We start from the raw sequence: 22,603 nt of genomic DNA, 5'->3' as shown, positions 1-22,603 counted from the left end.
CACCCCGTGCCCGTACGGTCACCCCCGCCGTGGCGGGAGGCAGCTCGCGGCCGGCGGGGCGCCCTCCGGCCAGGCCGTCGCCACGAAGCGCTGGGTGCCGTCCCCGGTGAGCTCCACGATCGGGACCGCCTTGTTGTACGGGTTGCCGAAGTTGTCCAGGCAGATCCAGCCGCTCGCGCCCTGCACCCGCAGCGAGCCCTTCACCTGCGGCCACTGGGTGGCCACGTCGTCGAGCTCCGGGAGGGCCGCGCCGTCCGGAGTGGCCTGGCGGATCGCGTGGACGGCGGTCGCCATCGCGTCGTACGCGACGATCGCCTGCCCGTCCGCGAGCGCCACCGGCTTCTCGTCCGCGCGCGCGATGTCGGCCAGGAAGGTGTCGTACGCGACCGTCGACCCGCCCGTCGCCGGCACCGGCCGGCCCGGCGCGGGCCGCCAGGCGTCGGGGTGCGCGAGCGAGGCGTAGCGCACGGTCAGCCGGGCCTTGAGGGCGCGCCGGTCGAGCTTCTCGTCGGCGCCCAGGTAGGAGCCCTCGTCGCCGGTGAGGATGGTGAAGGAGCGCTCGGCGCAGCCGCGGGAGCCGAGCGCGTTGATGAACTGCCGCAGCTGTGTGTGCCGGCCGGCGAAGAAGACCGTCTCGGCGCGGGTGTCGCAGATGAGGTGGGTGATCTGGCGGAACTTGTTGGCGGTGGTGCCCTCGTCGGTGGGGTCGGGCGGCGAGGTGAAGACCTGCGGCTCGTAGGGGGCGCCCTTCAGGGACGCGGCGAAGGCCGCCTTGAGGGTGTCGGTGTAGTGGTCGCCGGTGCGGGTGTCCTGGACGAGGATCGCCTTGGCGCCGTCGACCTTGCCGAAGTGGGCGAGGGCCTTGGCCTCGTCGCCGTTGGTGGGGGAGACCCGGGCGAGGCCGGGGAAGCGGTTGTGGCCGGGGCCGTTGGCGATGTCGTCGGCGGTGATGGTGGTGCCGACGACGGCGAGGCCGGCCTCCCGGGTGAGGGCGGTGACGGCCTGGCGGACCTCGGTGGAGGAGGTGGCGACGCCGGTGACCGCGCGCAGGTGGTCGGGGGCGTCGGTCATGCCCTTCAGGAGATCGACGGTGGTGCGCCAGTGGGCGTTGTTCCTGCCGGTGTTGGCGAGCACGAGGCGGATCTTCGGGGTCTCGCTGTTGGACTCGTGGTTGGCCCGGTGCTGGCGGGCGTAGGCGCCCTGGAGCTCGTGCAGCACCTTGACCCGCATGCCCGGGTCGGGGGAGGTGAGCGGCAGCAGCACGGCGACGGTGGCGTACTCGCCGGGCTTCAGGGTGGCGTTCTCGCGCCCGATCAGGCCGGCGATCCCGGCGAGTTCGGGGACGCGGAAGGCGAAGCCGTCGCCGTTGACGCCGATGCACTCGGCGGAGCCCTCGGGGCGCTCCACCCCGGTCGCACAGGAACGGTTCTCCGGGGTGGTCCAGGTCTTGATCGCCCAGCCCAGCGGCAGCCCGATGACGAGCAGGGCGAGCAGGGCGGCGAAGAACCGCTGTCTCGGGGTGTAGAGATGGCGGGCGAGGAAACTGTCGCGGTGGTGCGGCCGGTCGGTCATCGCCTCAGACTCCGTCCTCGCGGCCCGGCGGCAGCGAGGGCCGCCGCCAGGCGTGAATGTCCCTGGGCCAGTGGGTGGCCGCGTCCCACAGCGGGCTGTTGCCGGTGAGGTGGCGCCCGGACAGCTGCCGCAGCTCGTGCGCCAGCTTCTCGGTCACCTCCTCGTCGGGCAGCGCCAGCGGATCGGTCAGCAGCCACAGGGCGTGCAGCAGGCGTCGTACGGACAGGTGCAGGGCGGTCGCCTCGGCGTCCAGGCCCTCGGGCAGCGGGACGGGCCGGCCGTCCGGCGCGGGGCGGCCGAGCGCGGCGGCCCGGCGCGGGTCGGGACCGCCGGCCCCGGCCTCGCGCGGGTACGGGGCCGAGGCCACGAACCGCAGCCGGCCCAGCCAGCCGAGCACGTCCGGCTCGGGGAAGGTGGTCCGCAGATGGGTCACCGCGTCCTCGGCGCGCCCCAGGGCGAGCTCGTGGAACAGGCGGTAGGGCAGCTCGGCGGCGGGCGCCCCGTCCCGCCCGTAGTGCCGGTGCAGGGTCTCGTGCACCGCGCGCCAGGCCGCGTGCCGCGGATGGTCGGCGTCCTCGAAGCGCAGCCGGTGCAGCAGCAGGGCGCGCAGCAGCGGGTCGGCGACGAAGTGCTCGGGGCCCTCCGCCCAGTCCTCGGCGCGCAGCCGGTCGCGGACGAGCAGCGCCATGTCGCCGTCCCGGTTCTCGGCCCGCAGCCGGGTGCGGGCGAGCAGCCGGGCGGACTCCTCGTCGTGCGCGGCGGCGAGCACGGTGAAGGGCTCCAGGCGGGGCTGCGGCAGCAGGGCCGCGAGCAGGGTCGGCGCGACCGGCACCGGGTGCGCGTCCTCGCGCAGCTCGACGGTCAGGTCGAGCAGCGCGCCGGGGGTGAGGTGGGGGCGTTCGGCGCGTGGCGCCTCGGCGGCTGCCCGGCCGAGCAGGAGCACCCCGAGCGGGCGGCCGCCGGTCAGCCGGTGCACCCCGCGGGCCAGGTCGGCGGGGGTGCGGCCGGACGGGTCGAGCCGGTCGAAGGCGGCCTGGGTCTGGCCCGGGGAGAGCGGGGTGAGCTCGACCGCGAGGATGCCGGAGGTGACGTCCTCGCCGCGCGGGGCGGGCGCCCGGTGCGCGGTCTCGGGCAGTTTCATGCGGTGGGCGTGCCGCAGGCCCTCGTGTTCGCGGACCCGGGAGGCGGCGAGCACCACGAGCTTGTCGCGGCGGCCCTCGTGGCGGGCCCGCAGGATCGGTTCGACGAGCCGGCGGCCCAGCTCGCCGTGCGCGTTGTCGAGCAGCACGACGGGCCGGCCGCGCCGGGTGCCGACCCGGGTGAGGCCGCGGTAGGCCTGGCCGAGGTCCTCCACGAGGGCGCCGACGAGGAAGCCCTCGGCCTCGCGGCGGCGCCGGCCGCCCTGCTCGAAGTCGATGGCGAGCTGCTGGAGCCCGGCCTTGCCGCGTCCGCCGGCGTTGCGGTAACTCCCGTACCAGCCCTCGGACTTCTGCTGCATCCGGCCGAAGACCTCCTCCAGGACGGTCTCGACGGTGGCCTCGGCGAGCAGTCCGGCGAGCGGGGCGGCGGTCTCGGCGAAGGTGGCGGCGAGCTTGGTGAGCACCTTGGTGACCCAGTTGGCGGCCGCGCCCTTGGTGGCGTCGACGGTGGAGAGCACCGGCCCGAGCCGCTGGAGGTCCCGCTGGGCCCGCTCCTCGTCCTCCCGGGACCAGCCGACCGACGCGACGGCGACCAGGCCGAGCGAGAGCCGCGGGAACTGCACGGCCTTCGCGCCGGTCACCCGCGGCGCCAGCTGCACCGCCAACTCGGCGAGCGCGCCGGTCACCTCGGTCCAGCCGGGGCCGTGGTCGGCGGGCGGCTCGATCCGGTCGCAGTCGAGCAGGGCGAGCGGCGTGGCGCCCTTGTAGGTGTCGCGGAGCTGCTTGAGCAGCGCGGTCTTGCCCATGCCGCGCCCGCCGGTGAAGACGACGACCGGCGGGTCGTCGCCGTGCTCGTACGGCACCCGGGCGAGCTCCTCGCCGCCGAGCCCGATCAGGCGCGCGGCGAGCCCCGTGCGCTGGAGCACCGCCTCGCGGCCGTACAGGTCCCTTGCCAACCGACACCCCCCGCATCCCACCAGACGTGCCCCGTCACATCTTCAAGTCCGAATTATCGACGCCGAGTTGACGGAGAGCCAGAGGTTTCGGGATCCCGATCGGGGCACGGTACGGGCACGGGCGGGGCGAGAGCGGAAGTGCGGCGTCGGATCGGTTTCGGCCCGCGCTCAGGGGCGTTGCCGGCGGGGGTCCGGGGGCTTCCTCACGCGCCGGGCTCCTCGCCGATGTCCTCGTGCCACAGGGCCGGGTGCTCGGCGGCGAAGCGGCGCATCAGCGCGGCGCACTCCGGGTCGTCCAGGACCAGCACCTCCACCCCGTGCTCGGCCAGCCAGTCGTGGCCGCCCCGGAAGGTGCGGTCCTCGCCGACCACCACCCGCGAGATGCCGAACTGCCGGACGAGCCCGGAGCAGTACCAGCAGGGCGACAGGGTCGTCACCATCGTCGTGCCGCGGTACGAGCGCTGGCGTCCCGCCGCGCGGAAGGCGGCGGTCTCCGCGTGCGCCGACGGGTCGCCGTCCTGCACCCGCCGGTTGTGCCCGCGTCCGAGCAGCCGCCCGTCCGCCCCGTACAGCGCCGCCCCGATCGGCACCCCGCCCTCGGCGAGCCCGGCCCGGGCCTCGTCGAGGGCGACGGCCAGCCGGCTGCGTGCCTCGTCCTGGTCCATGCGGACAGCCTTCCCCGGCGGGGCGCCGGGATCACGCGACGGCGCCGGCCTCCTCCTCGTAGGGGAAGCGGGCGAACGGCGCCTCGCCCTGGAAGAAGGTCCCGGCCCGGCTCATCGCCCCCTCGTCGGCCCGCACCCGGCCGGGCCGGGAGCCCGTCCCGGTCAGGACCCCGCCGAACCGCATCCGCAGATAGGCCGCCGACAGACTCAGACCGGTCACCAGACCGTCCGCGACGACGTGCTCGTCGTGGGCCATGGCCGTCACCCCCCACAGCGTGCCGCCCGCCATCCGCTCCTTGAAGTCCGAACCGGGCACGTTCAGCCAGCCCGACCAGTAGTCCAGATAGCGCTTGGTCTGCGCGGACAGGCTGTACCAGTACAGCGGCGAGACGATCACGACGTCGGTGGCCTCCACCGTGGCCCGCCGCAGCAACTCCTCGCCCGCCGACACCGCGTGCTCCCCGCTCTCGTGCCGCCCGTCCTGGAAGTCCGGCAACTCGATCCGGTTCAGATCCACCCACCGCTGCGCCACCCCGGCAGGCAGGTGCGCGGCGGCGGCCCGGGCGAGGATCTCGGAGTTCCCGTCCGCACGGGAACTCCCGAGCACGAACAGGAACGAGCGGTCGGTACGGTCGTCGCGGTCGTCGCGACCGAAGAAGCTCACGTCGTCAAGGCTCATGCCGGTGCCAACTCCGGTACGCCCGGGGGTATTCCGGCACGGGGCGGTCCCCGCCGCCGGCCCGGACGACGCTCACCCCTCGGTCTGCCACGGGCCCAGCTTCTCCGGGTTGCGGACCGCCCAGATGCGGGTGACGCGGTCGGGGGTGGTGTCGAAGGCGGCGACCGTGACCGTTCGGCCCGACGTGCGGGCGACCAGGCCCGGGGTGCCGTTGACCGTGCGTTCCAGGAGCGTGAGGTCCGGGGCCTTGGTGGCGATGAAGAGGAGGTAGTCGGCGATCCGGGGCGCGCCCCGGAGGGGGCGGAGGATCGCGCCGGCCAGGCCGCCGCCGTCGGCGACCAGGGTGGCGTCCGGGGCCAGCAGGGACACCAGGGCGTCGATGTCCCGGGCCTCCCAGGCCCGTTTGAAGGCGCGGACCAGTCCGGCCGGGGCCGGGGCCGGGCCGGGGGCCGCGGTGCGGAGCCGGCGGCGGGCCGAGGTGGCCAGCTGGCGGCAGGCGGCCGGGCTGCGGCCGACCATCGCGGCGACCTCGGGGAAGGGGTAGCGGAAGACGTCGTGCAGGACGAACGCGACCCGCTCGGCCGGCGTCATCGCCTCCAGGACCACCAGGAAGGCCATGTTCACCGACTCGTCCAGGGTGATCCGGTCCGCCGGGTCGCCGGCCCACTCGGTGGGATCGGGCAGCGGCTCGGGGATCCACTCGCCCACGTAGCGCTCCCGCCGGGCCCGCGCCGAGCCCAGCTGGTCCAGGCAGACCCGGGTGGCGACCGTGGTCAGCCACGCGCCCGGCCGGTCGACCGCCGCCCGCCGCTCCCGCGACAGCGCGTACCAGCGCGCGTAGGCCTCCTGCACCGCGTCCTCGGCCTCGGCCACCGAACCCAGCAACCGGTAGGCCAGGTTGATCAGTTGGTGCCGCTCGCCGACGACGTCGTCCCGCCCGTCCGTGACCGTCCCCACGCCCGTCCCCCTCGTCCGCCGCCCCGCGCCTCACAATCCGCCGGGCTGTTCCGTCGGGGATACGACACACCCCCGACCGGCCCGGACCCAAAGGATTTCGTGATGAGCGAGACCAAGATCTCAACCGACACCCCGACCGCCACCTCGTCAGCCCCCGACTCCGCGTTCGTCCGGATCTCGATCGGCCTGCAGACCCTCACCCTCTTCCTCCAGGCCACCAGCGCCGGACTGCTGCTCTCCACCTCCTACGGCGAGACCCTGCACGGCGTCGGCGCCCGCGTCATGTACGGGGCGAGCATGCTCTACGTGCTCGCCGCCGTCCTCGCCTGGAAGCCCGGCGGCCGCTCGCCCCGCCCGGTCCTCCACGCCACCGGCTTCCTCGTCCTCGCCTCGGTCCAGGTGGTCCTCGGCATCGCGCACGTGCCCGCCGCGCACGTCCCGCTCGGGGTGCTCATGTTCGGGCTCAGCGTCCTCGACCTGGGCCGATCGGCCGGCCCGATGGCCCGATCGGCAGGAGGCCCCACTGGCTCGTGGACCGGGCAGCGGGCCCGTTCGTAGCGTCGGGGACATGAGAAACGAGACCAGCGCACAGCAGACCCGGGGAACCCTCGAACTCGTCCTCGCCATGGTGCTCTCCGGCACCCTCGGCATCTTCGTGGTCGAGTCGGGGGCCTCCCCGTTCACCGTCGTGTTCTTCCGCTGCGTCTTCGGGGCCCTCGCCCTCGGCGCCTACAGCCTGGCCCGCGGCTTCTTCACCGGGCACGGCCTCACCCCCCGCAAGCTGGGCCTCGCGGCCCTCGGCGGCGCGCTCATCGTCTTCAACTGGGTGTTCCTCTTCGAGGCGTACCAGGCCACCTCGATCTCCTTCGCCACCGTCGTCTACCACACCCAGCCGTTCTTCCTGGTGCTGCTCGGCGCCGTCGTCCTGCGGGAGCGGATCACCGCCGACAAGCTGGGCTGGCTCGTCGTCGCCTTCGCCGGGCTCGTGCTCGTCTCGGGCGTGCGGCCCGGGGACACCGCCTCCCTCAAGGGCCTCGGGCTCGCGCTCGGCGCCGCCGTGCTCTACGCCCTGTCGACCATCGTCACCAAGCGCGTCACCGGCGTGCGCCCCCACCTCGTCGCCCTCGTCCAGGTCACCGTCGGCATCCCGCTCCTGCTGCCCTTCGCCGACTTCGGCGAGGCCGCCCGGCTCGGCACCGGCTGGGGCTGGCTCGCCGGGCTGGGCATCGTCCACACCGGGGTGATGTACGTGCTGATGTACGCGGCCTACGCCAAGCTCCCCACCGCCCGGATCGCGGTGCTCGCCTTCACCTACCCGGCCGTCGCGATGATCGCCGACTGGGCGGTGTACGGGCACCACATCGGGCTCGTCCAGGCCCTCGGCGTCCCGCTGATCGTCCTCGCCGGGCTCAGGGTGACTCGCGCACGAGCCGCCGCGCCTGCTCCACGAACAGACGGACGTGCGCCGGCAGCCGCTTCCCCCGCCGCCACGCGAGCTGCGTGAAGAGGGTGAAGGGCGGCTCCCAGTCGAGCGCCACCAGCGCCCCGGACGCCAGCTCCCCGGAGACGGCGATCCGGGGCAGCAGCGCGATCCCGAGCCCCGCCGCCACGCCCCGCTTGCTGGCCTCGATCGTCCCGTACTCGGTGAACACCGGCCCGTACGGCTTCAGTTCGGCCTCGAACAGGTCCCGGTAGGCGCAGCCCGGCTCGGTGCCCACCAGGGCGGCGCCGGCCAGTTCGGCGGCGGTGAGCCCGGTGCGGCCGGCCAGCGGATGGCGCGGCGCGGCCACCAGGACCAGCGGCTCCTCGGCCAGCACCTCGGACTCCAGGCCCTCGTGCTCCGTCTCCCGCTCCATCAGCAGGCCGAGGTCGTAGGTGCCCTCCCGCAGCGCCTGCCGGGTCGCGTCGCCGAGCGTGGGGCGCAGGGCGAGCCGGACGGCCGGATAGCGGTGGTGGAAGAGTTCGAGCAGCGGCGGCAGCCGGTAGGAGGTCAGCGACTCCATGGTGCCGACCGCGATCGTGCCGGCCGGTTCGCCGTCGCCGGTGACGGCGGTCCGGGCCTCCTCGGCGAGCGCGAGGATCTGCCGGGCGTACGGCAGCAGCCGCTCGCCGGCCTCGGTGAGCCGGATCCGGGAGCCGAGCCGCTCGAAGAGCTCGACGCCCAGCGAGGTCTCCAGGGCCCTGACCTGGCTGGTGACGCTGGACTGGGCGTAGGCCAGCTCGGCGGCGGCCCGGGTGAAGGAGCCGACCGCGGCCACCTTCTCGAAAGTGACGAGGAGCCGCAGCTCCATCAGCCCTCGGTCTCCTCGCCGCGCTCGCGGCGCTTCAACTCCTCCTCGCGGCGGCGCAGGTCGGCCTCCCAGTCCTTGAGGAGGGCCTCGTCCTTCTTGTTCTCCTCGCGGAGCGACTTCAGGAACTCGGGGTTGTCGTCCGGGGCGACCCACTCGTGCCGGTGGTTGCGGTGCCACTCGCTGGGCGTCCGCCCGCCGGCCGGGGCGCGGCGCATCTTGCCGGCCGCGAACCAGACGATCGGCCCGACGATCCAGAAGAGCAGGATGATGATGACCCAGACGACCTTGGGCAGGTGCTTGGCCTCGTCCTCGGGGGTGTTGAGGCAGTCGATGAACGCGTAGATCGTCAGCGCCAGCGGCAGGATGTACATCAGCGCCCTGAGCATGTGGGACAGCCCCCTGGAAGCATCGGCGGGCAGCGGTTTCGGCGGCCCCGGTGACGCGCCCAGCCTAGCCGGTGACCGATACTGACCCCTATGGCTTACGACGATCTCCGCTCGCTGCTCCGGGCGCTGGAGCGCGAAGGCGACCTCAAGCGCATCAAGGCCGAAGTCGACCCGTACCTGGAGGTCGGGGAGATCGTCGACCGGGTGAACAAGGCGGGGGGCCCGGCGCTGCTCTTCGAGAACGTCAAGGGCTCCGCCATGCCGCTCGCGATGAACGTCTTCGGGACGGACCGCCGGCTGCTCAAGGCGCTCGGCCTGAAGTCGTACGAGGAGATCAGCGAGAAGATCGGCGGGCTGCTCAAGCCGGAGCTGCCGCACGGCTTCGTCGGGGTCCGCGAGGCCTTCGGCAAACTCGGCTCGATGGTGCACGTGCCGCCGAAGAAGGTGAAGGACGCCCCCGTGCAGGAGGTGGTCCTGACCGGCGACGACGTCGACCTGGACCGGCTGCCCGCGCTCTTCACCTGGCCGAAGGACGGCGGCTCCTTCTTCAACCTGGGCCTGACCCACACCAAGCACCCGGAGACCGGGGTGCGCAACCTCGGCCTCTACCGCCTCCAGCGGCACGACAAGCGCACCATCGGCATGCACTGGCAGATCCACAAGGACAGCCGCAACCACTACGCGGTCGCCGCCGAGCGCGGCGAGCGGCTGCCGGTCGCCATCGCCTTCGGCTGCCCGCCGGCCGTCACGTACGCCTCGACGGCGCCGCTGCCGGGCGACATCGACGAGTACCTCTTCGCCGGCTTCGTGCAGGGCAAGCGGATCGAGATGGTCGACTGCAAGACCGTCCCGCTCCAGGTCCCGGCGCAGGCCGAGGTCGTCATCGAGGGCTGGCTGGAGCCGGGCGAGATGCTGCCGGAGGGTCCCTTCGGCGACCACACCGGCTTCTACACCCCGCAGGAGCCCTTCCCGGCCCTGAAGATCGACTGCGTCACCATGCGCAGGCGCCCGCTGCTCCAGTCGATCGTGGTCGGCCGGCCGCCGACCGAGGACGGGCCGCTGGGGCGCGCGACGGAGCGCTTCTTCCTGCCGCTGCTCAAGATCATCGTGCCGGACATCGTGGACTACCACCTGCCGGAGTCCGGCGGCTTCCACAACTGCGCGATCGTCTCGATCGACAAGAAGTACCCGAAGCACGCGCAGAAGGTCATGCACGCCATCTGGGGCGCGCACATGATGTCGCTGACCAAGCTGATCGTCGTGGTCGACAAGGACTGCGACGTGCACGACCTGCACGAGGTGTCCTGGCGGGCCCTCGGCAACACCGACTACGCCCGCGACCTCACCGTCGTGGAGGGCCCGGTCGACCACCTGGACCACGCCTCGTACCAGCAGTTCTGGGGCGGCAAGGCCGGCATCGACGCGACGAAGAAGCTGCCCGAGGAGGGCTACACCCGGGACGGCGGCTGGCCGGACATGGTCGAGTCGGACCCGGCGACGGCGGCCCTCGTGGACCGCCGCTGGAAGGAGTACGGGCTGTGACCACCGCCGCGGTGCCCGGCGCGCAGCCGGGCCGCACCAAGGCCTTCCTGCGGCTCGTGATGATCGAGCACTCGGTCTTCGCGCTGCCCTTCGCGTACATCGCCTCGCTGACCGCGATGTACCAGCTCGACCGGCGGATCCACTGGTGGACGCTGTTCCTGGTGACGGTCTGCATGGTGGGCCTGCGGACCTTCGCCATGGCCTGCAACCGGATCATCGACCGCGAGATCGACGCCCGCAATCCGCGCACCGCCAACCGCGAGCTGGTGACCGGCGCGGTGTCGGTGCGCTCGGCGTGGACCGGGGCGGGCGTCGCCGTCGTGGTCTTCCTCGGCGCGGCGGCGCTGCTCAACCCGCTGTGCCTGGCGCTCGCGCCGCTCGCCGTGATCCCGATGGTGGTCTATCCGTACGGGAAGCGGTTCACCAACTTCCCGCACGCGATCCTCGGCCTCGCCCAGTCCATCGGCCCGATCGGCGCCTGGCTGGCGGTGACGGGGGAGTGGTCCTGGGACGCGGTGATCCTCGGGCTCGCGGTCGGCGTCTGGATCGGCGGCTTCGACCTGATCTTCGCCTGCCAGGACGTCCAGGCGGACCGCGCGCACGGCGTGATGTCGGTCCCGGCCCGCTTCGGCATCCCGGCCGCCCTGTGGGGCGCGCGGGCCTCGGCGGTGGTGACCACGGGCCTGCTGGTCTGGTACGCGCTCGCCACGCAGGCGGGGACGTTCTTCTGGGCCGGTCTGGTGATCGTGGTGGCGGCCTTCTGCTACGAGCACTCCATCGTGAAGCCGCACGACCTGTCCCGCCTGAACCGGGCCTTCTTCACCGTCAACGGCTTCATCGGCATCGCCCTGTTCGTCTGCGCCCTGCTCGACCTGCTGGTGCGCGGGCTGACGGTCTAGGGGGTGCCTCGCCGGGCAGGCCGGGCTCTCGACGCCCGGCACCGCGCCTCGCCGCGTTGTCGTCGGTCGCCGATGGCCCCCTGGGCTTCGCCCGGGTGGGGGTGCCCCCGGGCGAAGCCCAGGGGGAGTACCCCCACCGCATCGCTTCCCTCCTCCGCCTTGCGATCCGTCCCCTCGGCCCTGACGGGCCTGGGGAGACCCCATGCACCGGACGCCGCTCGCTGATCCGGCCTGCCCGACAAGACACCCCCTAGCCGCCGGATAGGCTCGTCGGCGTGGAGCCGGTGAACAAGCAGCAGCGTCGTCCGTGGGTCGTGGGGGTGTCGGGGGCCTCGGGGACCCCGTACGCCGCCGCCGTGCTGCGGGGGCTGCTCGCGGCGGGCGAGGACGTCGACCTCGTGGTCTCGCGGGCCTCGCGGCTGACGCTGCTCGACGAGACGGGGATCGCCTTCCGGGACGCGCACTGGCGCGAGGACCTGGCGGCCTGGCTGGCGCGGGGCGCCGACGGCAAGCCGGACACGTTCGACGTCGAGGTGGGCGGCGTGCGCTACTGGCCGGCCGGTGACCTGGCGGCGGGGCCGTCCTCGGGCTCGTACCCCGTGAAGGGGATGCTGGTGGTGCCGGCGTCGACGGCCGCGGTGGCGGGGATCGCGCTCGGCCTCTCGAAGGACCTGCTGCAGCGCGTGGCGAGCGTGACGCTCAAGGAGCGCCGGCCGCTGGTGGTCGCCGTGCGGGAGACTCCGCTGAACGGGCAGACCCTGAAGCACATGGTGGCGCTGGACGAGGCGGGCGCCGTGGTGCTGCCCGCCTCTCCGGCGTTCTACGCGGGGGCGACGCACATCCAGGACCTCGTGGACTTCGTCGCCGGGCGGGTGCTCGACGCGGCAGGGGTGCCGCACGAGCTGTACCGCCGGTGGGAGGGAGAGCTCGGTGGTGCCGCTCCCCGCCCGGACTAGCGCTTCTTGGCGGCGGTGCGCTTCTTCGCACCGCGCTTCGAGGCGGACGGCTGGTGGGCACGCGAGCGGTTGGCCATCTCCTGCAGCTCGCGCATACGGGCGTAGGCCATCTCGATCGTGTACACGGTGAAACACCACTCCTGAAAGATCGTCTTTGATCCGCTGAAAGATTCACAGGGTGTCGGCCCCTGTGTACCTTAGATTCTATACCTAAACTCGCGGTACCGCTGGACAATGGAAGGTATTTCCCTATGGACGCCGTGGACAGGCAGCTCATCCAGGCCCTGCGCGAGAACGGACGCGCCTCGTACGCCGAGCTCGGCCGGCTCGTCGGGCTCTCCGGCCCCTCCGTGACCGACCGCATCAACCGCCTGGAGGCCGCCGGTGTCATCACCGGCTACCGCGCCACCGTCGACGCGGCCTCCCTCGGCCTCGGCGTCACCGCGCTCATCGGCATCTCCCTCTCCGACGCCGCCGACCACGAGGACGTGGCCCGCCGGCTGAAGGACCTCGCCGAGATCGAGGACTGCTGGTTCATCGCCGGCGACGACTCCTTCATGCTCAAGGTCCGCGCCAGCGACGTCGACGGCCTGGAGAAGACCATCCGCCGCCTCTCCAGCACCAAGGGCGTCTCCCGCACCCGCACCACGATCGTGCTCTCCACCAAGTGGGAGAACCGGGTCGGGGATCTGCCGGAAGAGGCCTGAGAGTACGGTGGGCAAGCCTGGTTTCGGAGATAAAGGGAGGCGGCCGTGATGGACGTCGGGCTCAAGCGTGAGCTGGAGCAGAAGGTCCTCGCCGGCGAGCGGCTGAGCCGTGAGGACGGCATCGCCCTGTACGCGTCGGACGACCTCGCCTGGCTCGGCGGTCTCGCCCACGAGGTGCGGACGCGGAAGAACGGCGACGTCGTCCACTTCAACGTCAACCGTCACCTCAACATGACGAACGTCTGCACCGCCTCCTGCGCCTACTGCTCCTTCCAGCGCAAGCCGGGCGAGAAGGACGCGTACACCATGCGCATCGAGGAGGCCGTGCGCCTCGCGAAGGCGATGGAGAACGAGAACCTCACCGAACTCCACATCGTCAACGGCCTGCACCCCAACCTGCCCTGGCGCTACTACCCGCGCTCGCTCTCCGAGCTGAAGAAGGCGCTGCCGAACGTCTCGCTCAAGGCCTTCACCGCCACCGAGATCCACCACTTCGAGACCATCTCGGGCCTGTCGGCCTCCGAGATCCTCGACGAGCTGATCGAGGCCGGTCTGGAGTCCCTGACCGGCGGCGGCGCCGAGATCTTCGACTGGGAGGTCCGGCAGCACATCGTGGACCACAACACCCACTGGGAGGACTGGTCCCGGATCCACCGGCTCGCGCACGAGAAGGGTCTGAAGACCCCGTGCACGATGCTCTACGGCCACATCGAGGAGCCGCGTCACCGCGTGGACCACGTGCTGCGGCTGCGCGAGCTCCAGGACGAGACCGGCGGCTTCCAGGTCTTCATCCCGCTGCGCTACCAGCACGACTTCGTCGACATGCAGGACGGCAAGGTCCGCAACAAGCTCCAGGCGCGCACCACGATGGCGACCGGCGCCGAGGCCCTGAAGACCTTCGCGGTCTCCCGGCTGCTCTTCGACAACGTGCCGCACGTCAAGGTCTTCTGGGTCATGCACGGCGTGCAGACCGCGCAGCTGGCGCTCCAGCACGGCGCGGACGACATGGACGGCTCGGTCGTCGAGTACAAGATCACGCACGACGCCGACAACTACGGCACGCCGAACAAGCTCACCCGGGAGGACCTCCTGGAGCTGATCCAGGACGCGGGCTTCCGGCCGGTCGAGCGCAACACGCGCTACGAGATCATCCGCGAGTACCCCGGCCCGGACGCCTCGCGCCGCGAGTCGCCGCAGCCGATGCGGGTCTGAGGACCCACGGCGGACGTCACGTCAGCCGGAGCAGCATGGTGATGTCGTCGCGGTCGTCGCCGGGGGCCACCCGGATGGCGGCCGGGACGCGTCCGACCTCCTTGTAGCCGGCGCGCGCGTAGAAGGCGTCCACGCCGGTGCCGCCGCGCACGCCCAGCCGGATCGCCTCGATGTGCTCCAGGCCCTCGCCGGTCCGGACCGCCTCCTCGACCGCGGCCATCAGGTCGAGTCCGTACCCCTTGCCCTGGTGCCGGGGATGCACCATCACCGTGTAGAGCCACAGCCAGTGGGCCATCAGCCGGTGGCCGTTCTGCGCGAGGAAGGCGGTGGCGGCGATCCTGCCCTCCTCGTCCCGGCCGACCAGCAGCCGCGTGGTGCCCTCGGCCATGCCGGTCAGGTGCTTGAGCAGCGCGGGCCGGATCTCCTCCGGGGTCACGGGCGGGACGAAGCCGACGGCGCCGCCGGCGTTGCTGACGTCCGCCCAGAGGGCGAGGACGCCGTCGCGCAGCTCGCGGTCGACGGCCGGATCCAGCTGGAACGTAAGACTCATAGCCGGAGATTACCTATTACCGGCAGGGGCCTCAAGGGGATTCCGGGCCCCCCTCCGGGCCGCCGGTCCGCCCCGTGCTTCACTGGAGGGACGCTCGTCCGGTATGGGAGGAACACGCACATGCTCCGCTACACCCTGATGCGCCTCGGCATCTTCGCCGGCAGCTTCCTCGCGCTGTGGGGCCTGGTCTACGTCGGCGTGCTGCCGCGCGGCCTCGGCGACTCCAACTTCCTCTGGGTCCTGCTGCTCTCCCTCGTCGTCTCCGCGCCGCTCAGCTTCGTGCTGCTGCGCAAGCAGCGGGACGACATGAGCGCGCAGATCGTGGAGCGGGTCGACCGGGCGAAGGGCCGCCTGGAGGCCAACCGCTCGGCGGAGGACGCGGCGTAACGCGCCTGCGCCGCTCTGCGCCGCTCCGCGCCGACCGATTCGTCCCGACCCCGGACGGGTGCCTTCGAAGGCTCCCGCCTGGGGTTTTCTGCGTTTCGCAGGGGTTTCGGCCCGCTGTGGCGCGATCTTGCCTCAAAGAATGGCTTTGAGGTTCTCAAAGTTCAAGTGTTAACGTAGTCGACATGACGACACCAGTGCGCTTTCCTCCTGCCCCGGGCACCCCGCTCGTGGCGCGCCTGCACGTCGATCTGTGCCGCTGTATGTCCGCGGTCTGTTGCCGCGAGCTCTGACCCGGCATCATGCAGCGGCGCCCGCGCTTCGAGCGCGTGTGAGTGCCGCACACCCGTCCCCGTATTTCCCCGATACGCACCACTGGAGTGTGTCCGTGTCCGCGTCCTCGTCCGCGCCCGTGACGAAGTCCCGCATACCCAAGGTCCCGTTCTGGGCCCAGATCGTCGCCGGTCTCGTCCTCGGCGTCCTGCTCGGCTGGCTCGCCCGCAGCCAGGACGTCAACTGGCTCAAGGAGACCCTGAGCCAGGTCGGCGGCATCTTCGTCCAGCTGCTGAAGCTGGCCGTCGCCCCGCTCGTCTTCTTCGCGATCCTGGTCTCCATCACCAACCTGAGGAAGGTCAACAACGCGGCGCGGCTCGCCGCGCAGACCCTCGTCTGGTTCATGATCACCTCGCTGATCGCGGTCGCCATCGGCCTCGCCATCGGCCTGATCACGAACCCGGGCGCCGGCACCGGCCTCACCCCGAAGGACGGCAAGCTCCCCGAGCACCAGGGCAGCTGGATCGACTTCCTCACCGGCATCGTGCCGACCGACGTCATCACGCCCTTCACCGAGCTGAACGTCCTGCAGATCGTCTTCATGGCCGCCGTCGCCGGCATCGCCGCGCTCAAGCTCGGCGAGAAGGCCCAGCCGATTCTGTCCCTCTCCGAGTCCGTCCTGGAGCTGCTCCAGAAGGCCCTGTGGTGGGTCATCCGGCTCGCCCCGATCGGCACCGCCGGCCTCATCGGCCGCGCCATCGTGAACTACGGCTGGGACCTCATCGGCAAGTACGCCACCTTCACCGCCGACGTCTACATCGGCTGCGCCCTGGTCCTCTTCGGCGTCTACCCGCTGCTGCTCGCGACCGTCGCCAAGCTGAACCCGATCCAGTTCTTCAAGGGCGCCTGGCCCGCCATCCAGCTGGCCTTCGTCTCCCGCTCCTCGGTCGGCACCATGCCGGTCACCCAGCGGGTCACCGAGCGCCTCGGCGTCCCGAAGGAGTACGCCTCCTTCTCCGTGCCGTTCGGTGCCACCACCAAGATGGACGGCTGCGCCGCGATCTACCCGGCGCTCGCCGCGATCTTCATCGCGCAGATCTTCGACGTCCAGCTGGGCGTCAAGGAGTACCTGCTGATCGCCTTCGTCTCGGTCATCGGCTCGGCGGCCACCGCCGGCCTCACCGGCGCGACGGTCATGCTCACCCTGACCCTGTCCACGCTCGGCCTCCCGCTGGAGGGCGTCGGCCTGCTCATGGCGATCGACCCGATCCTCGACATGATGCGCACCGCCACCAACGTGGCCGGCCAGGCCCTGGTCCCGGTCATCGTCTCGGCCCGCGAGAAGATCCTGGACGTCAACGCCTACGAGTCCGCCTCGGCCTCCCCGGTCGACGACCTGGACCCGGCCCCGTCCGCCGACCAGAAGACCCCGGTCCCGGCAGCCGCCTGACCCGCCGCCCACCCAGGCCTTCGAGGCCCGCACCCCTGGAGGGGGTGCGGGCCTCGGTCGTTGTCTCTCGGGAGGTCGTTTATTCGTCGGAGTGACGGCAAAGCCCCGAACCTCGTTGGCTCCTCTCCTTGTTCTGCGATGCTGGAGGTCGATCGAGAGGGGCCGCAGCGATGCAGTGGAAGATCCACGGGGAACGTCCGATCTACGAGAACAGCTGGGTGAACCTGTGGCTCACCGACGTCGAGACCCCGGACGGCAACCGCTGGGAGCACCACGTCGTCAAGCTCCGGCACCTGGCGGTGGCCGCTGTCGTCAACGAGCGGCGCGAAGTTCTCATGATGTGGCGGCATCGCTTCATCACGGACGCCTGGGCGTGGGAGCTGCCCATGGGACTGGTCGAGGAGGGCGAGACTCCTGCTGAGGCGGCGGCCCGTGAGGTGCTGGAGGAGACGGGCTGGCGCCCGGGCCCCATCAAGCCGCTGATCTACGCCGAGCCGGCGAACGGCATCACCGACTCCCAGCACCACGTCTTCCGGGCCGACGGGGCGGCGTACGAGGGTCCGCCAACCGAGAAGAACGAGTCGGACCGGATCGAGTGGATCCCGCTGGCCGACGTGCGGGGGATGATCGACCGCCGCGAGATCGTCAGCAGTGGCTCTCTGGTCGGGCTGCTCTATGTGCTCATGGACGAAGCGATCCGCTGACCTGACGGGGCAGCACCTCCCGGAGCCGGGACTCGAACGCCACCGCGGCGGGTTCGCGACGGAAGGGCTCCAGCTGCTCGTAGAACTCGCGGAGGTGGCCGGCGACTCGTTGCGAGCTGACGGCCGCTGCCGGGACAAGGGCGTCCACGGCCGTGTGGCACGCCTCGTCGAGTTTGCCCCGCTGGAGCTGAGTGCGGGCGAGCCAGAAGGCGTGGAAGGCGCGGCCTCGGTGGTTCGTCTGGTGTTCCCGGCGCAGGGCGTCCGTGATGAGGGGCTCGGCGAGGGCGGCTTCGCCCAGGCGACCGTGCGCGATGCCGGTGTCGACGATCAGCTTCGGCTCGTCGAAGTAGGCGACCCAGGCCGGGTCCGGGTCGCTGGTGCTGATCCGGCCGAACTGGGTGTGGGCTTCCGAGATCGCGGTGTGGGTCGCGCCGCGGTTGCCAAGGGTGGCGTGGGCGAAGGCTTCGCGCATCGCGAGCATGGCCAGCACACGCGGTGTCGTTCCGGCGGCTGCTCGGGCCTGGTCCTGGGCGGCCGTGACGAGGGCGAGGGCGTCGCCGGGTTTGTCCTGGTAGGTGGCCTGGAGGCTCATGCAGGCGAGGACGTTGGCCATGAACTGGCGGTCGTCGATGGCCTTGGCCAGTCCGAGGGCTTCGGTGAAGTAAGAGCGTGCCTGGTTGTACTGGCGGGCGTCGAAGTAGGTCCATCCGGTGAGCCGGGCCAGTTCGGCCGCGATGCCGTGCAGGCCGTCCCGCAGAGGAGCCGGACGCTGCTCCTTGAGGAGGTCGACGACGTAGCGGAGCTGGCCGACGACCGCCGGCCGTAAGGTCTCGCCGCCGTGCTCGTCGTCCCGGCGCCAGTAGTCCGTGATCGACGAATGCAGCGCGTCCAGCGTCGAGGCGCTGAGATCCCGCTCGGCCGCCAGGGCGAGGATGCTGTCGACGTCCGCCCCCGGTAGTCCGGCGGCCAGTGGTCCGACGGCTGAGGGGGCCGGTACCTCACCCGGCTCGCGGGGTGTGACCGTCAGGCTGCGCGGCGTCTCCCAGGAGCGTCGGGCAAGGCCGAGCATGTGTCCGGGGATGCGCAGCCCGTCCGAGATCCGTTCGATCACGTCCATGTGCAGCAACTGCCGTCGTCCGGCGATCACCTCGCCCACGCGGCTCGGGGTCAGGTCGCAGCGCCGCGCGATCATCGACGGATGGATGCCTGCTCGTGCCTTGACCAGCTGAAAGATGCGGCCGAAGTCTCTGGCCTGGCATGCCTCGATCATCACTGGGTCCGTGAGCAGGCTGACCGGGAGTTCCTTCGAGCGAGATGGCTCGGGCATCGGGCACGCTCCGACATGAGGACTACGGATCGCTGCACTTGGTCAACCGAGCGTGATGTTACCCAAGTTGGGTAATCCGCTTGGCCTTTCTGGCCGTGCCCGCAGATCGCGATGCTCCTGACCATGACGAACGGACAGGACAACGTACGGATGACGTTGCGGGTCTCCCGCGACTCCGGCCAGACGTGGGGACCTCGTACGGAGGTACGCGTGGGCGAGGACCCGGTGGTCCCGGAGAACCCGGGCCGCTACCCGCCGTGCGTCTGCCCCCGGTGCTCGCAGCAGGCCCGGAACTCCGTCGCGTCCTTCCGGATGGTGTCGTGATGCGGTGCGTGCACTGGCGCCGGGTGCCCCTCGACCTGGCGCGGGAAGCGCGGGAGAAGTCGGCCGCTACGTACATCGACAGGGCCGTGCAGTGCCAGCTGTCCGCGCACGACGAAGGTGAGCACTTCGGTCTCCTCACCGACGCCGCCGCATACGGGACCGCACTGTGGCTGCGCTGGAGCGGGCCGGACGAGACGGAACTTGTCGTACTGCCGGACTGCCCGGTGGCCGCCCAGGGGCCCGACGGCGAGGGCTGCTGTCTGTTCGCCGACCACTCTGAACAGCACACCTGGGAAGACGTCCTGGAGGGGGTCTCGTGCACCAGCTGATCGCGAGCCTGCACAAGTCCCGGCGCCCTCGATCGCCTCGAAACGAACAGTGCGGGGACTGCGGTGGCAGCGGCGCCAACTCGTCCGGCAAGACCTGCGGCACCTGCAACGGCTTGGGCGAGATCCACTGCCGCGTCGGCCACCAGCAGTTCCGTGTGCTGTCCCGCTCCGTGATCCGGAAGGAGGGCCACCGATGGCCCACGCTCTGATCGCCTCCCCGTTCCTCGACGGACACCTTCTCCTCAAGCCGGGAGCGCGGGCTGGCGCCCGCATCTCCGCCGACCACTACGAGGGCCTGCGCCAGGCCGCCACCGAGGGTGAGTCGCTCCCAGCCTGGGCAGTGCAGACCGCCGCCGACGTGTGGGGCCTGGACCTGGGTGGCCAGACCGCGCAGGGCACCGTGCTGGTGCGCGAGCCGTCCCCGTACGGCTACTGCCGGGCCTCCTGGGAGATCAACCTCGGCTGCAACTTCGGCTGCAAGCACTGCTACCTCGGCGAGCGGCCCTTCTCCGGCCTCGGCTGGGAGGAGAAGGTGCGGCTGTTGGACATCATGCGCGAGGCCGGTGTCCTCTGGCTCCAGATCACCGGCGGTGAGCCCACCATGGACCCGGACTTCCAGGGTGCCTACCGGTACGCCTGGCAGGTCGGGATGATGCTCACCATCTCCACCAACGGCTCGCTGCTCTGGCGGCCGGACCTCCTCAAGCTCTTCCGCGACTGCCCGCCTTACCGGCTGGTGGTGAGCATGTACGGGGCGAGTGAGGAGTCCTTCGACACGCTCACCCAGCGCCGTGGCGCATGGAAGGTGTTCCGGCGCGGCATGGACGCCGCCCGTGAGGCAGGGCTTCCACTGCGCATCAACGTCGTGGTGACCGAGGACAACGCCTCCGAGGCCGACGAGATGGCCGCCCTCGCCGACGAGTGGAACGTCGAGAACCACGCGTACACGAACATGACGCCCACGATCTACGGCGGTGGTGAGCCGCTGCTCGCCCAGTCCGCCGCTCACCTGCGGCAGCGCAAGCCGTTCGCCGGCTGCAACGCGGGACACACCTTCTTCCACGCCGACCCGCACGCCAAGGTCTCGATCTGCAAGGTCGGCCGCGACGACCAGATCGACCTGATGGCCGAAGGCATCGACGGCCTCACCCGGCTCGGCGCCATCGCCGACCGCCTCATGCTTCGCACCGGTGGGTGCGAGGGCTGCGCCCTGTCCGGCACCTGCCGGGTCTGCCGCCCCCTGGCCAAGCACTACCAGGAGGCCAAGGCGCCGCTGCAGAGCTACTGCCAGCACGGAGACAAGGAGAACACCTCATGACCCCGCCCGTACCGGTGACCATCCTCCCCGGCCCGCCGACCTCGGCCCGCCACGCCGCCCCGCCCGTCGCGACCGCGTCGATCACTGCCGTCCAGGACCTCGACGTGATCGTGGAGAGCGCGGAGTGCTCCTGCGACGCTGGGGACGACAACCCCCACTGACCAACACGATCCGGTCAGCTCCGTTCAGGCCCCGGCGTACTCGCGCCGGGGCCTGAGCCCTGCCCGTCTCACCGCTAGGGTGCCGCTCATGTTCTTCCGCTGGGACTGGCTCCGGCCCCAACTGACCGCGCCGATTGTGCCGACCCTCGGGCCTGTCCATCCCGACATCCTGACGGCCAAGATCTTCGAGGACGTCCTGCGGGCGGCCGAAACCGGGGACTTCCTGCCCTACGACAAGGACCGGCGGTGGGGTGGCGGGAAGGATGAGAGAGTCCTCCACGAGGACGTGGTTCACCAGCCGGAGCGCACGCTCGTTCCCACCTTGATGCGACGCGGACGCGGCAGCGTGAAGGTCTTCGCCTACGGGCTCCGCGACAGCGTCGTGGAGGAGGCCGCCGACCTGGCCGCAAAACTCGCCGCCGTGCACGACGTGGTCGGCGCCCGAGTCGTGAGGCCCCTCGGTCCCGAGACCGCGCACCCGCACGGCACCCGCATCCAGCTGAAGGATTTCACCGCCGGCTCCTGCCCCGCCCCCGGTGGCCCGGTCCGGCCCGTCACCGGCTGGCCGACCGCCGTGCAGGAGACCTTCGCCCCGTTCGCCGAGACCATGGCGGGCGATGGTCTGGCATTCCTCCACGCCCGGATGCAGGCAGGCCGGTGCGGCCCGGTTCTCGCCGCCGCGATCGAGGACCGCATCGTGGGCGCGATCGGCCCCATGGAGATCCAGCCCGACGCCATGGGACGCCCTCAACTCATGCCCCAGTACTTCGCCGTCCTGCCCGAGGCTCGAGGCCAGGGCCTGGGACGCGTCCTGTGGCGAGCGGCGATGCACTGGGGCCGGTCCAACGGCGCCGCCTACCAACTCCTCCAGACCGAGGTCGGCGGCCCCTCCGACCGGCTGTGCCAGGCCGAAGCACTCACCTCCCTCGGCTTCACCCACACCACGTCGGCGTAACTCCCGATCGAGGCCCGGTCGGATCGTGGCGCGGCGCGTGACGATCGGGCTTTCGCCGATCCCCGGCTGTTGCTGTCCTGGCGGGACGTCGCCCGCGGCGCTGCCCCCGGTGAGCTGCGATGGCTGCGGGCGGGCGATCCGCGGCCGGGGTTCCGGGGCGTCGTGCGTGGGCTGCGGGTGGGTTGTCGGGGCCGCATAGGGTGGGGCGCGTGGCGGGGACGAAGAGGCTGCCGCGCGAGGTGCGCGAGCGGCAGATGATGGACGCGGCCGTGCGGACCTTCGGGCGGCGGGGGTACCAGGCGGCGTCGATGGACGAGATCGCCGAGCTGGCGGGGGTGTCGAAGCCGCTGGTCTATCTGTATCTGCACTCCAAGGAGGAGCTGTTCACCGCGTGCATCCGGCGCGAGTCCGAGGCGCTGCTCGGGGTGGTCGCCGCCGCCGTGGAGGGCGACGGGCCCGCGGAGGAGCGGCTGCGGGCCGGCGTCCTGGCCTTCTTCACGCACACCGCCGAACACCCCGACTCCTGGGCGGTGTTGAGCCGCCAGGCGCGGGCGCACGGCGAGCCGTTCGCCACCGAGGCCGAGCGGATGCGGGAGCGGATCACCGGGTACGTGGGGCAGCTCGTCGCCGCCGCCGCGCAGGGGTCCTGCGATGCGGAGGGGCTCGCGCAGGCGCTGGTCGGCGCCGCCGAGGCGCTGGCGAACTGGGCGAACGGGCGGCCCGGGGTGCCGCCCGAGCGGGCGGCCGAGACCCTGATGGGGCTGGTGTGGCGCGGGCTGGGAAGCCTGGTGCCGGATCTGTCCAAATCCCTTTCCACGCCCTAGATTTACTCGGAAGTAAGGTTACTGTCCGGTTCTCCCGCCCGAG

The 22,603-nt window shown here is 71.7% G+C and carries 26 protein-coding genes; 16 read left to right on the top strand and 10 right to left on the bottom strand.

The window, feature by feature from the left end; genetic code table 11:
- Positions 1-18: 18 nt before the first annotated feature.
- From ACIGW2_RS31980 to sigJ, 5 genes are all read right to left on the bottom strand, one after another.
- Positions 19-1,572 (bottom strand): ABC transporter substrate-binding protein, encoded by a 1,554-nt coding sequence (locus ACIGW2_RS31980; protein WP_399847509.1) that lies wholly within the window; start codon positions 1,570-1,572, stop codon positions 19-21.
- 4 nt (positions 1,573-1,576) lie between these two features.
- On the bottom strand, positions 1,577-3,667 hold the full coding sequence (locus tag ACIGW2_RS31975; protein WP_399847508.1) for a hypothetical protein: 2,091 nt from the start codon (positions 3,665-3,667) through the stop codon (positions 1,577-1,579).
- A gap of 203 nt (positions 3,668-3,870) precedes the next feature.
- A complete protein-coding gene (locus ACIGW2_RS31970; RefSeq protein WP_399847505.1) occupies positions 3,871-4,332 on the bottom strand; it encodes a nucleoside deaminase in 462 nt (153 codons plus the stop codon).
- 31 nt (positions 4,333-4,363) lie between these two features.
- A complete protein-coding gene (locus tag ACIGW2_RS31965; RefSeq protein ID WP_391654791.1) occupies positions 4,364-5,011 on the bottom strand; it encodes an NAD(P)H-dependent oxidoreductase in 648 nt (215 codons plus the stop codon).
- A gap of 72 nt (positions 5,012-5,083) precedes the next feature.
- The gene (gene sigJ, locus ACIGW2_RS31960) at positions 5,084-5,968 is read right to left on the bottom strand and encodes an RNA polymerase sigma factor SigJ (protein ID WP_399847502.1); all 885 of its coding nucleotides are present in this window, start codon (positions 5,966-5,968) and stop codon (positions 5,084-5,086) included.
- Between the two features lie 102 nt (positions 5,969-6,070).
- Here sigJ and ACIGW2_RS31955 point away from each other — a divergent pair, with 102 nt between their 5' ends.
- Together ACIGW2_RS31955 and ACIGW2_RS31950 are read left to right on the top strand one after the other, a co-directional pair.
- Entirely contained in the window at positions 6,071-6,526 is a 456-nt protein-coding gene (locus tag ACIGW2_RS31955; RefSeq protein WP_399847501.1) for a hypothetical protein, read from the top strand.
- 10 nt (positions 6,527-6,536) lie between these two features.
- Complete coding sequence (locus ACIGW2_RS31950; RefSeq protein WP_391654788.1) at positions 6,537-7,472, top strand: DMT family transporter; 936 nt, start codon at positions 6,537-6,539, stop codon at positions 7,470-7,472.
- On the opposite strand, the gene ACIGW2_RS31945 is transcribed toward ACIGW2_RS31950, so the two are convergent.
- Both ACIGW2_RS31945 and ACIGW2_RS31940 read right to left on the bottom strand, forming a co-directional pair.
- A complete protein-coding gene (locus ACIGW2_RS31945; RefSeq protein WP_391654787.1) occupies positions 7,378-8,259 on the bottom strand; it encodes a LysR family transcriptional regulator in 882 nt (293 codons plus the stop codon). The genes ACIGW2_RS31950 and ACIGW2_RS31945 overlap by 95 nt on opposite strands.
- Positions 8,259-8,645: a PLD nuclease N-terminal domain-containing protein gene (locus tag ACIGW2_RS31940; RefSeq protein WP_391654786.1), complete on the bottom strand. Its 387-nt coding sequence runs from the start codon at positions 8,643-8,645 to the stop codon at positions 8,259-8,261. Before ACIGW2_RS31940 ends, ACIGW2_RS31945 begins: the two co-directional genes overlap by 1 nt.
- Before the next feature lie 90 nt (positions 8,646-8,735).
- Here ACIGW2_RS31940 and ACIGW2_RS31935 point away from each other — a divergent pair, with 90 nt between their 5' ends.
- From ACIGW2_RS31935 to ACIGW2_RS31925, 3 genes are all read left to right on the top strand, one after another.
- Entirely contained in the window at positions 8,736-10,187 is a 1,452-nt protein-coding gene (locus ACIGW2_RS31935) for a menaquinone biosynthesis decarboxylase (protein ID WP_391654785.1), read from the top strand.
- The gene (mqnP, locus tag ACIGW2_RS31930; RefSeq protein ID WP_391654784.1) at positions 10,184-11,086 is read left to right on the top strand and encodes a menaquinone biosynthesis prenyltransferase MqnP; all 903 of its coding nucleotides are present in this window, start codon (positions 10,184-10,186) and stop codon (positions 11,084-11,086) included. Before ACIGW2_RS31935 ends, mqnP begins: the two co-directional genes overlap by 4 nt.
- Before the next feature lie 284 nt (positions 11,087-11,370).
- Positions 11,371-12,042 carry a UbiX family flavin prenyltransferase gene (locus ACIGW2_RS31925; RefSeq protein WP_361588998.1) on the top strand — a complete coding sequence of 224 codons (672 nt, stop codon included), beginning with the start codon at positions 11,371-11,373 and terminating at the stop codon, positions 12,040-12,042.
- On the opposite strand, the gene ACIGW2_RS31920 is transcribed toward ACIGW2_RS31925, so the two are convergent.
- On the bottom strand, positions 12,039-12,167 hold the full coding sequence (locus ACIGW2_RS31920) for a hypothetical protein (protein ID WP_356064884.1): 129 nt from the start codon (positions 12,165-12,167) through the stop codon (positions 12,039-12,041). The genes ACIGW2_RS31925 and ACIGW2_RS31920 overlap by 4 nt on opposite strands.
- A gap of 126 nt (positions 12,168-12,293) precedes the next feature.
- Between ACIGW2_RS31920 and ACIGW2_RS31915 the strand changes: the two genes are divergently transcribed.
- Entirely contained in the window at positions 12,294-12,749 is a 456-nt protein-coding gene (locus ACIGW2_RS31915; protein WP_356064711.1) for an Lrp/AsnC family transcriptional regulator, read from the top strand.
- 48 nt (positions 12,750-12,797) lie between these two features.
- Positions 12,798-13,961 carry an aminofutalosine synthase MqnE gene (gene mqnE / locus ACIGW2_RS31910; protein WP_356064708.1) on the top strand — a complete coding sequence of 388 codons (1,164 nt, stop codon included), beginning with the start codon at positions 12,798-12,800 and terminating at the stop codon, positions 13,959-13,961.
- Between the two features lie 16 nt (positions 13,962-13,977).
- Here the strand turns inward: mqnE and ACIGW2_RS31905 are convergent, their stop codons facing one another.
- On the bottom strand, positions 13,978-14,511 hold the full coding sequence (locus ACIGW2_RS31905; protein WP_361588814.1) for a GNAT family N-acetyltransferase: 534 nt from the start codon (positions 14,509-14,511) through the stop codon (positions 13,978-13,980).
- Between the two features lie 120 nt (positions 14,512-14,631).
- On the opposite strand from ACIGW2_RS31905, the gene ACIGW2_RS31900 reads away from it, so the two are divergent.
- From ACIGW2_RS31900 to ACIGW2_RS31890, 3 genes are all read left to right on the top strand, one after another.
- Positions 14,632-14,898: a DUF4229 domain-containing protein gene (locus ACIGW2_RS31900; RefSeq protein WP_356064704.1), complete on the top strand. Its 267-nt coding sequence runs from the start codon at positions 14,632-14,634 to the stop codon at positions 14,896-14,898.
- A gap of 385 nt (positions 14,899-15,283) precedes the next feature.
- Positions 15,284-16,618: a dicarboxylate/amino acid:cation symporter gene (locus ACIGW2_RS31895; RefSeq protein WP_391654783.1), complete on the top strand. Its 1,335-nt coding sequence runs from the start codon at positions 15,284-15,286 to the stop codon at positions 16,616-16,618.
- 170 nt (positions 16,619-16,788) lie between these two features.
- Positions 16,789-17,322 (top strand): NUDIX hydrolase, encoded by a 534-nt coding sequence (locus ACIGW2_RS31890; protein WP_391654782.1) that lies wholly within the window; start codon positions 16,789-16,791, stop codon positions 17,320-17,322.
- Here ACIGW2_RS31890 and ACIGW2_RS31885 read toward each other — a convergent pair.
- Positions 17,300-18,649, bottom strand: a complete 1,350-nt coding sequence (locus ACIGW2_RS31885) for a hypothetical protein (RefSeq protein WP_391654781.1) — start codon at positions 18,647-18,649, stop codon at positions 17,300-17,302. The two genes, ACIGW2_RS31890 and ACIGW2_RS31885, sit on opposite strands and share 23 nt — an antisense overlap.
- A 123-nt stretch (positions 18,650-18,772) precedes the next feature.
- Here ACIGW2_RS31885 and ACIGW2_RS31880 point away from each other — a divergent pair, with 123 nt between their 5' ends.
- The 6 genes from ACIGW2_RS31880 (at position 18,773) to ACIGW2_RS31855 (ending at position 22,560) form a co-directional block, all read left to right on the top strand.
- The gene (locus ACIGW2_RS31880) at positions 18,773-18,973 is read left to right on the top strand and encodes a hypothetical protein (RefSeq protein ID WP_391654780.1); all 201 of its coding nucleotides are present in this window, start codon (positions 18,773-18,775) and stop codon (positions 18,971-18,973) included.
- Positions 18,973-19,302, top strand: a complete 330-nt coding sequence (locus tag ACIGW2_RS31875) for a hypothetical protein (RefSeq protein WP_391654779.1) — start codon at positions 18,973-18,975, stop codon at positions 19,300-19,302. The genes ACIGW2_RS31880 and ACIGW2_RS31875 overlap by 1 nt, the downstream gene beginning before the upstream one ends.
- A gap of 193 nt (positions 19,303-19,495) precedes the next feature.
- Positions 19,496-20,620: a radical SAM protein gene (locus ACIGW2_RS31870; RefSeq protein ID WP_399847493.1), complete on the top strand. Its 1,125-nt coding sequence runs from the start codon at positions 19,496-19,498 to the stop codon at positions 20,618-20,620.
- Entirely contained in the window at positions 20,617-20,781 is a 165-nt protein-coding gene (locus tag ACIGW2_RS31865; protein WP_391654777.1) for a hypothetical protein, read from the top strand. Before ACIGW2_RS31870 ends, ACIGW2_RS31865 begins: the two co-directional genes overlap by 4 nt.
- 88 nt (positions 20,782-20,869) lie before the next feature.
- A complete protein-coding gene (locus tag ACIGW2_RS31860) occupies positions 20,870-21,736 on the top strand; it encodes a GNAT family N-acetyltransferase (protein WP_391654776.1) in 867 nt (288 codons plus the stop codon).
- Between the two features lie 227 nt (positions 21,737-21,963).
- On the top strand, positions 21,964-22,560 hold the full coding sequence (locus tag ACIGW2_RS31855) for a TetR/AcrR family transcriptional regulator (RefSeq protein ID WP_391654851.1): 597 nt from the start codon (positions 21,964-21,966) through the stop codon (positions 22,558-22,560).
- Positions 22,561-22,603: the final 43 nt, after the last annotated feature.

This window comes from Streptomyces sp. NPDC053541 (assembly GCF_044544705.1).
Taxonomy (GTDB): Bacteria; Actinomycetota; Actinomycetes; order Streptomycetales; family Streptomycetaceae; genus Streptomyces.
Note: the sequence above shows the minus strand (reverse complement) of the source record. Positions and strands in the feature narration are given on the sequence as shown.

What these genes read in the sequence shown, in the direction of transcription:
- ACIGW2_RS31980 (WP_399847509.1), bottom strand. Translation starts at nt 1,572, where the DNA reads ATGACCGACCGGCCGCACCACCGCGACAGTTTCCTCGCCCGCCATCTC.
- ACIGW2_RS31970 (WP_399847505.1), bottom strand. Translation starts at nt 4,332, where the DNA reads ATGGACCAGGACGAGGCACGCAGCCGGCTGGCCGTCGCCCTCGACGAG.
- ACIGW2_RS31965 (WP_391654791.1), bottom strand. Translation starts at nt 5,011, where the DNA reads ATGAGCCTTGACGACGTGAGCTTCTTCGGTCGCGACGACCGCGACGAC.
- ACIGW2_RS31955 (WP_399847501.1), top strand. Translation starts at nt 6,071, where the DNA reads ATGAGCGAGACCAAGATCTCAACCGACACCCCGACCGCCACCTCGTCA.
- ACIGW2_RS31950 (WP_391654788.1), top strand. Translation starts at nt 6,537, where the DNA reads ATGAGAAACGAGACCAGCGCACAGCAGACCCGGGGAACCCTCGAACTC.
- ACIGW2_RS31945 (WP_391654787.1), bottom strand. Translation starts at nt 8,259, where the DNA reads ATGGAGCTGCGGCTCCTCGTCACTTTCGAGAAGGTGGCCGCGGTCGGC.
- ACIGW2_RS31940 (WP_391654786.1), bottom strand. Translation starts at nt 8,645, where the DNA reads ATGCTCAGGGCGCTGATGTACATCCTGCCGCTGGCGCTGACGATCTAC.
- ACIGW2_RS31935 (WP_391654785.1), top strand. Translation starts at nt 8,736, where the DNA reads ATGGCTTACGACGATCTCCGCTCGCTGCTCCGGGCGCTGGAGCGCGAA.
- ACIGW2_RS31915 (WP_356064711.1), top strand. Translation starts at nt 12,294, where the DNA reads ATGGACGCCGTGGACAGGCAGCTCATCCAGGCCCTGCGCGAGAACGGA.
- mqnE (WP_356064708.1), top strand. Translation starts at nt 12,798, where the DNA reads ATGGACGTCGGGCTCAAGCGTGAGCTGGAGCAGAAGGTCCTCGCCGGC.
- ACIGW2_RS31905 (WP_361588814.1), bottom strand. Translation starts at nt 14,511, where the DNA reads ATGAGTCTTACGTTCCAGCTGGATCCGGCCGTCGACCGCGAGCTGCGC.
- ACIGW2_RS31900 (WP_356064704.1), top strand. Translation starts at nt 14,632, where the DNA reads ATGCTCCGCTACACCCTGATGCGCCTCGGCATCTTCGCCGGCAGCTTC.
- ACIGW2_RS31890 (WP_391654782.1), top strand. Translation starts at nt 16,789, where the DNA reads ATGCAGTGGAAGATCCACGGGGAACGTCCGATCTACGAGAACAGCTGG.
- ACIGW2_RS31885 (WP_391654781.1), bottom strand. Translation starts at nt 18,649, where the DNA reads ATGCCCGAGCCATCTCGCTCGAAGGAACTCCCGGTCAGCCTGCTCACG.
- ACIGW2_RS31880 (WP_391654780.1), top strand. Translation starts at nt 18,773, where the DNA reads ATGACGAACGGACAGGACAACGTACGGATGACGTTGCGGGTCTCCCGC.
- ACIGW2_RS31875 (WP_391654779.1), top strand. Translation starts at nt 18,973, where the DNA reads ATGCGGTGCGTGCACTGGCGCCGGGTGCCCCTCGACCTGGCGCGGGAA.
- ACIGW2_RS31870 (WP_399847493.1), top strand. Translation starts at nt 19,496, where the DNA reads ATGGCCCACGCTCTGATCGCCTCCCCGTTCCTCGACGGACACCTTCTC.
- ACIGW2_RS31865 (WP_391654777.1), top strand. Translation starts at nt 20,617, where the DNA reads ATGACCCCGCCCGTACCGGTGACCATCCTCCCCGGCCCGCCGACCTCG.
- ACIGW2_RS31860 (WP_391654776.1), top strand. Translation starts at nt 20,870, where the DNA reads ATGTTCTTCCGCTGGGACTGGCTCCGGCCCCAACTGACCGCGCCGATT.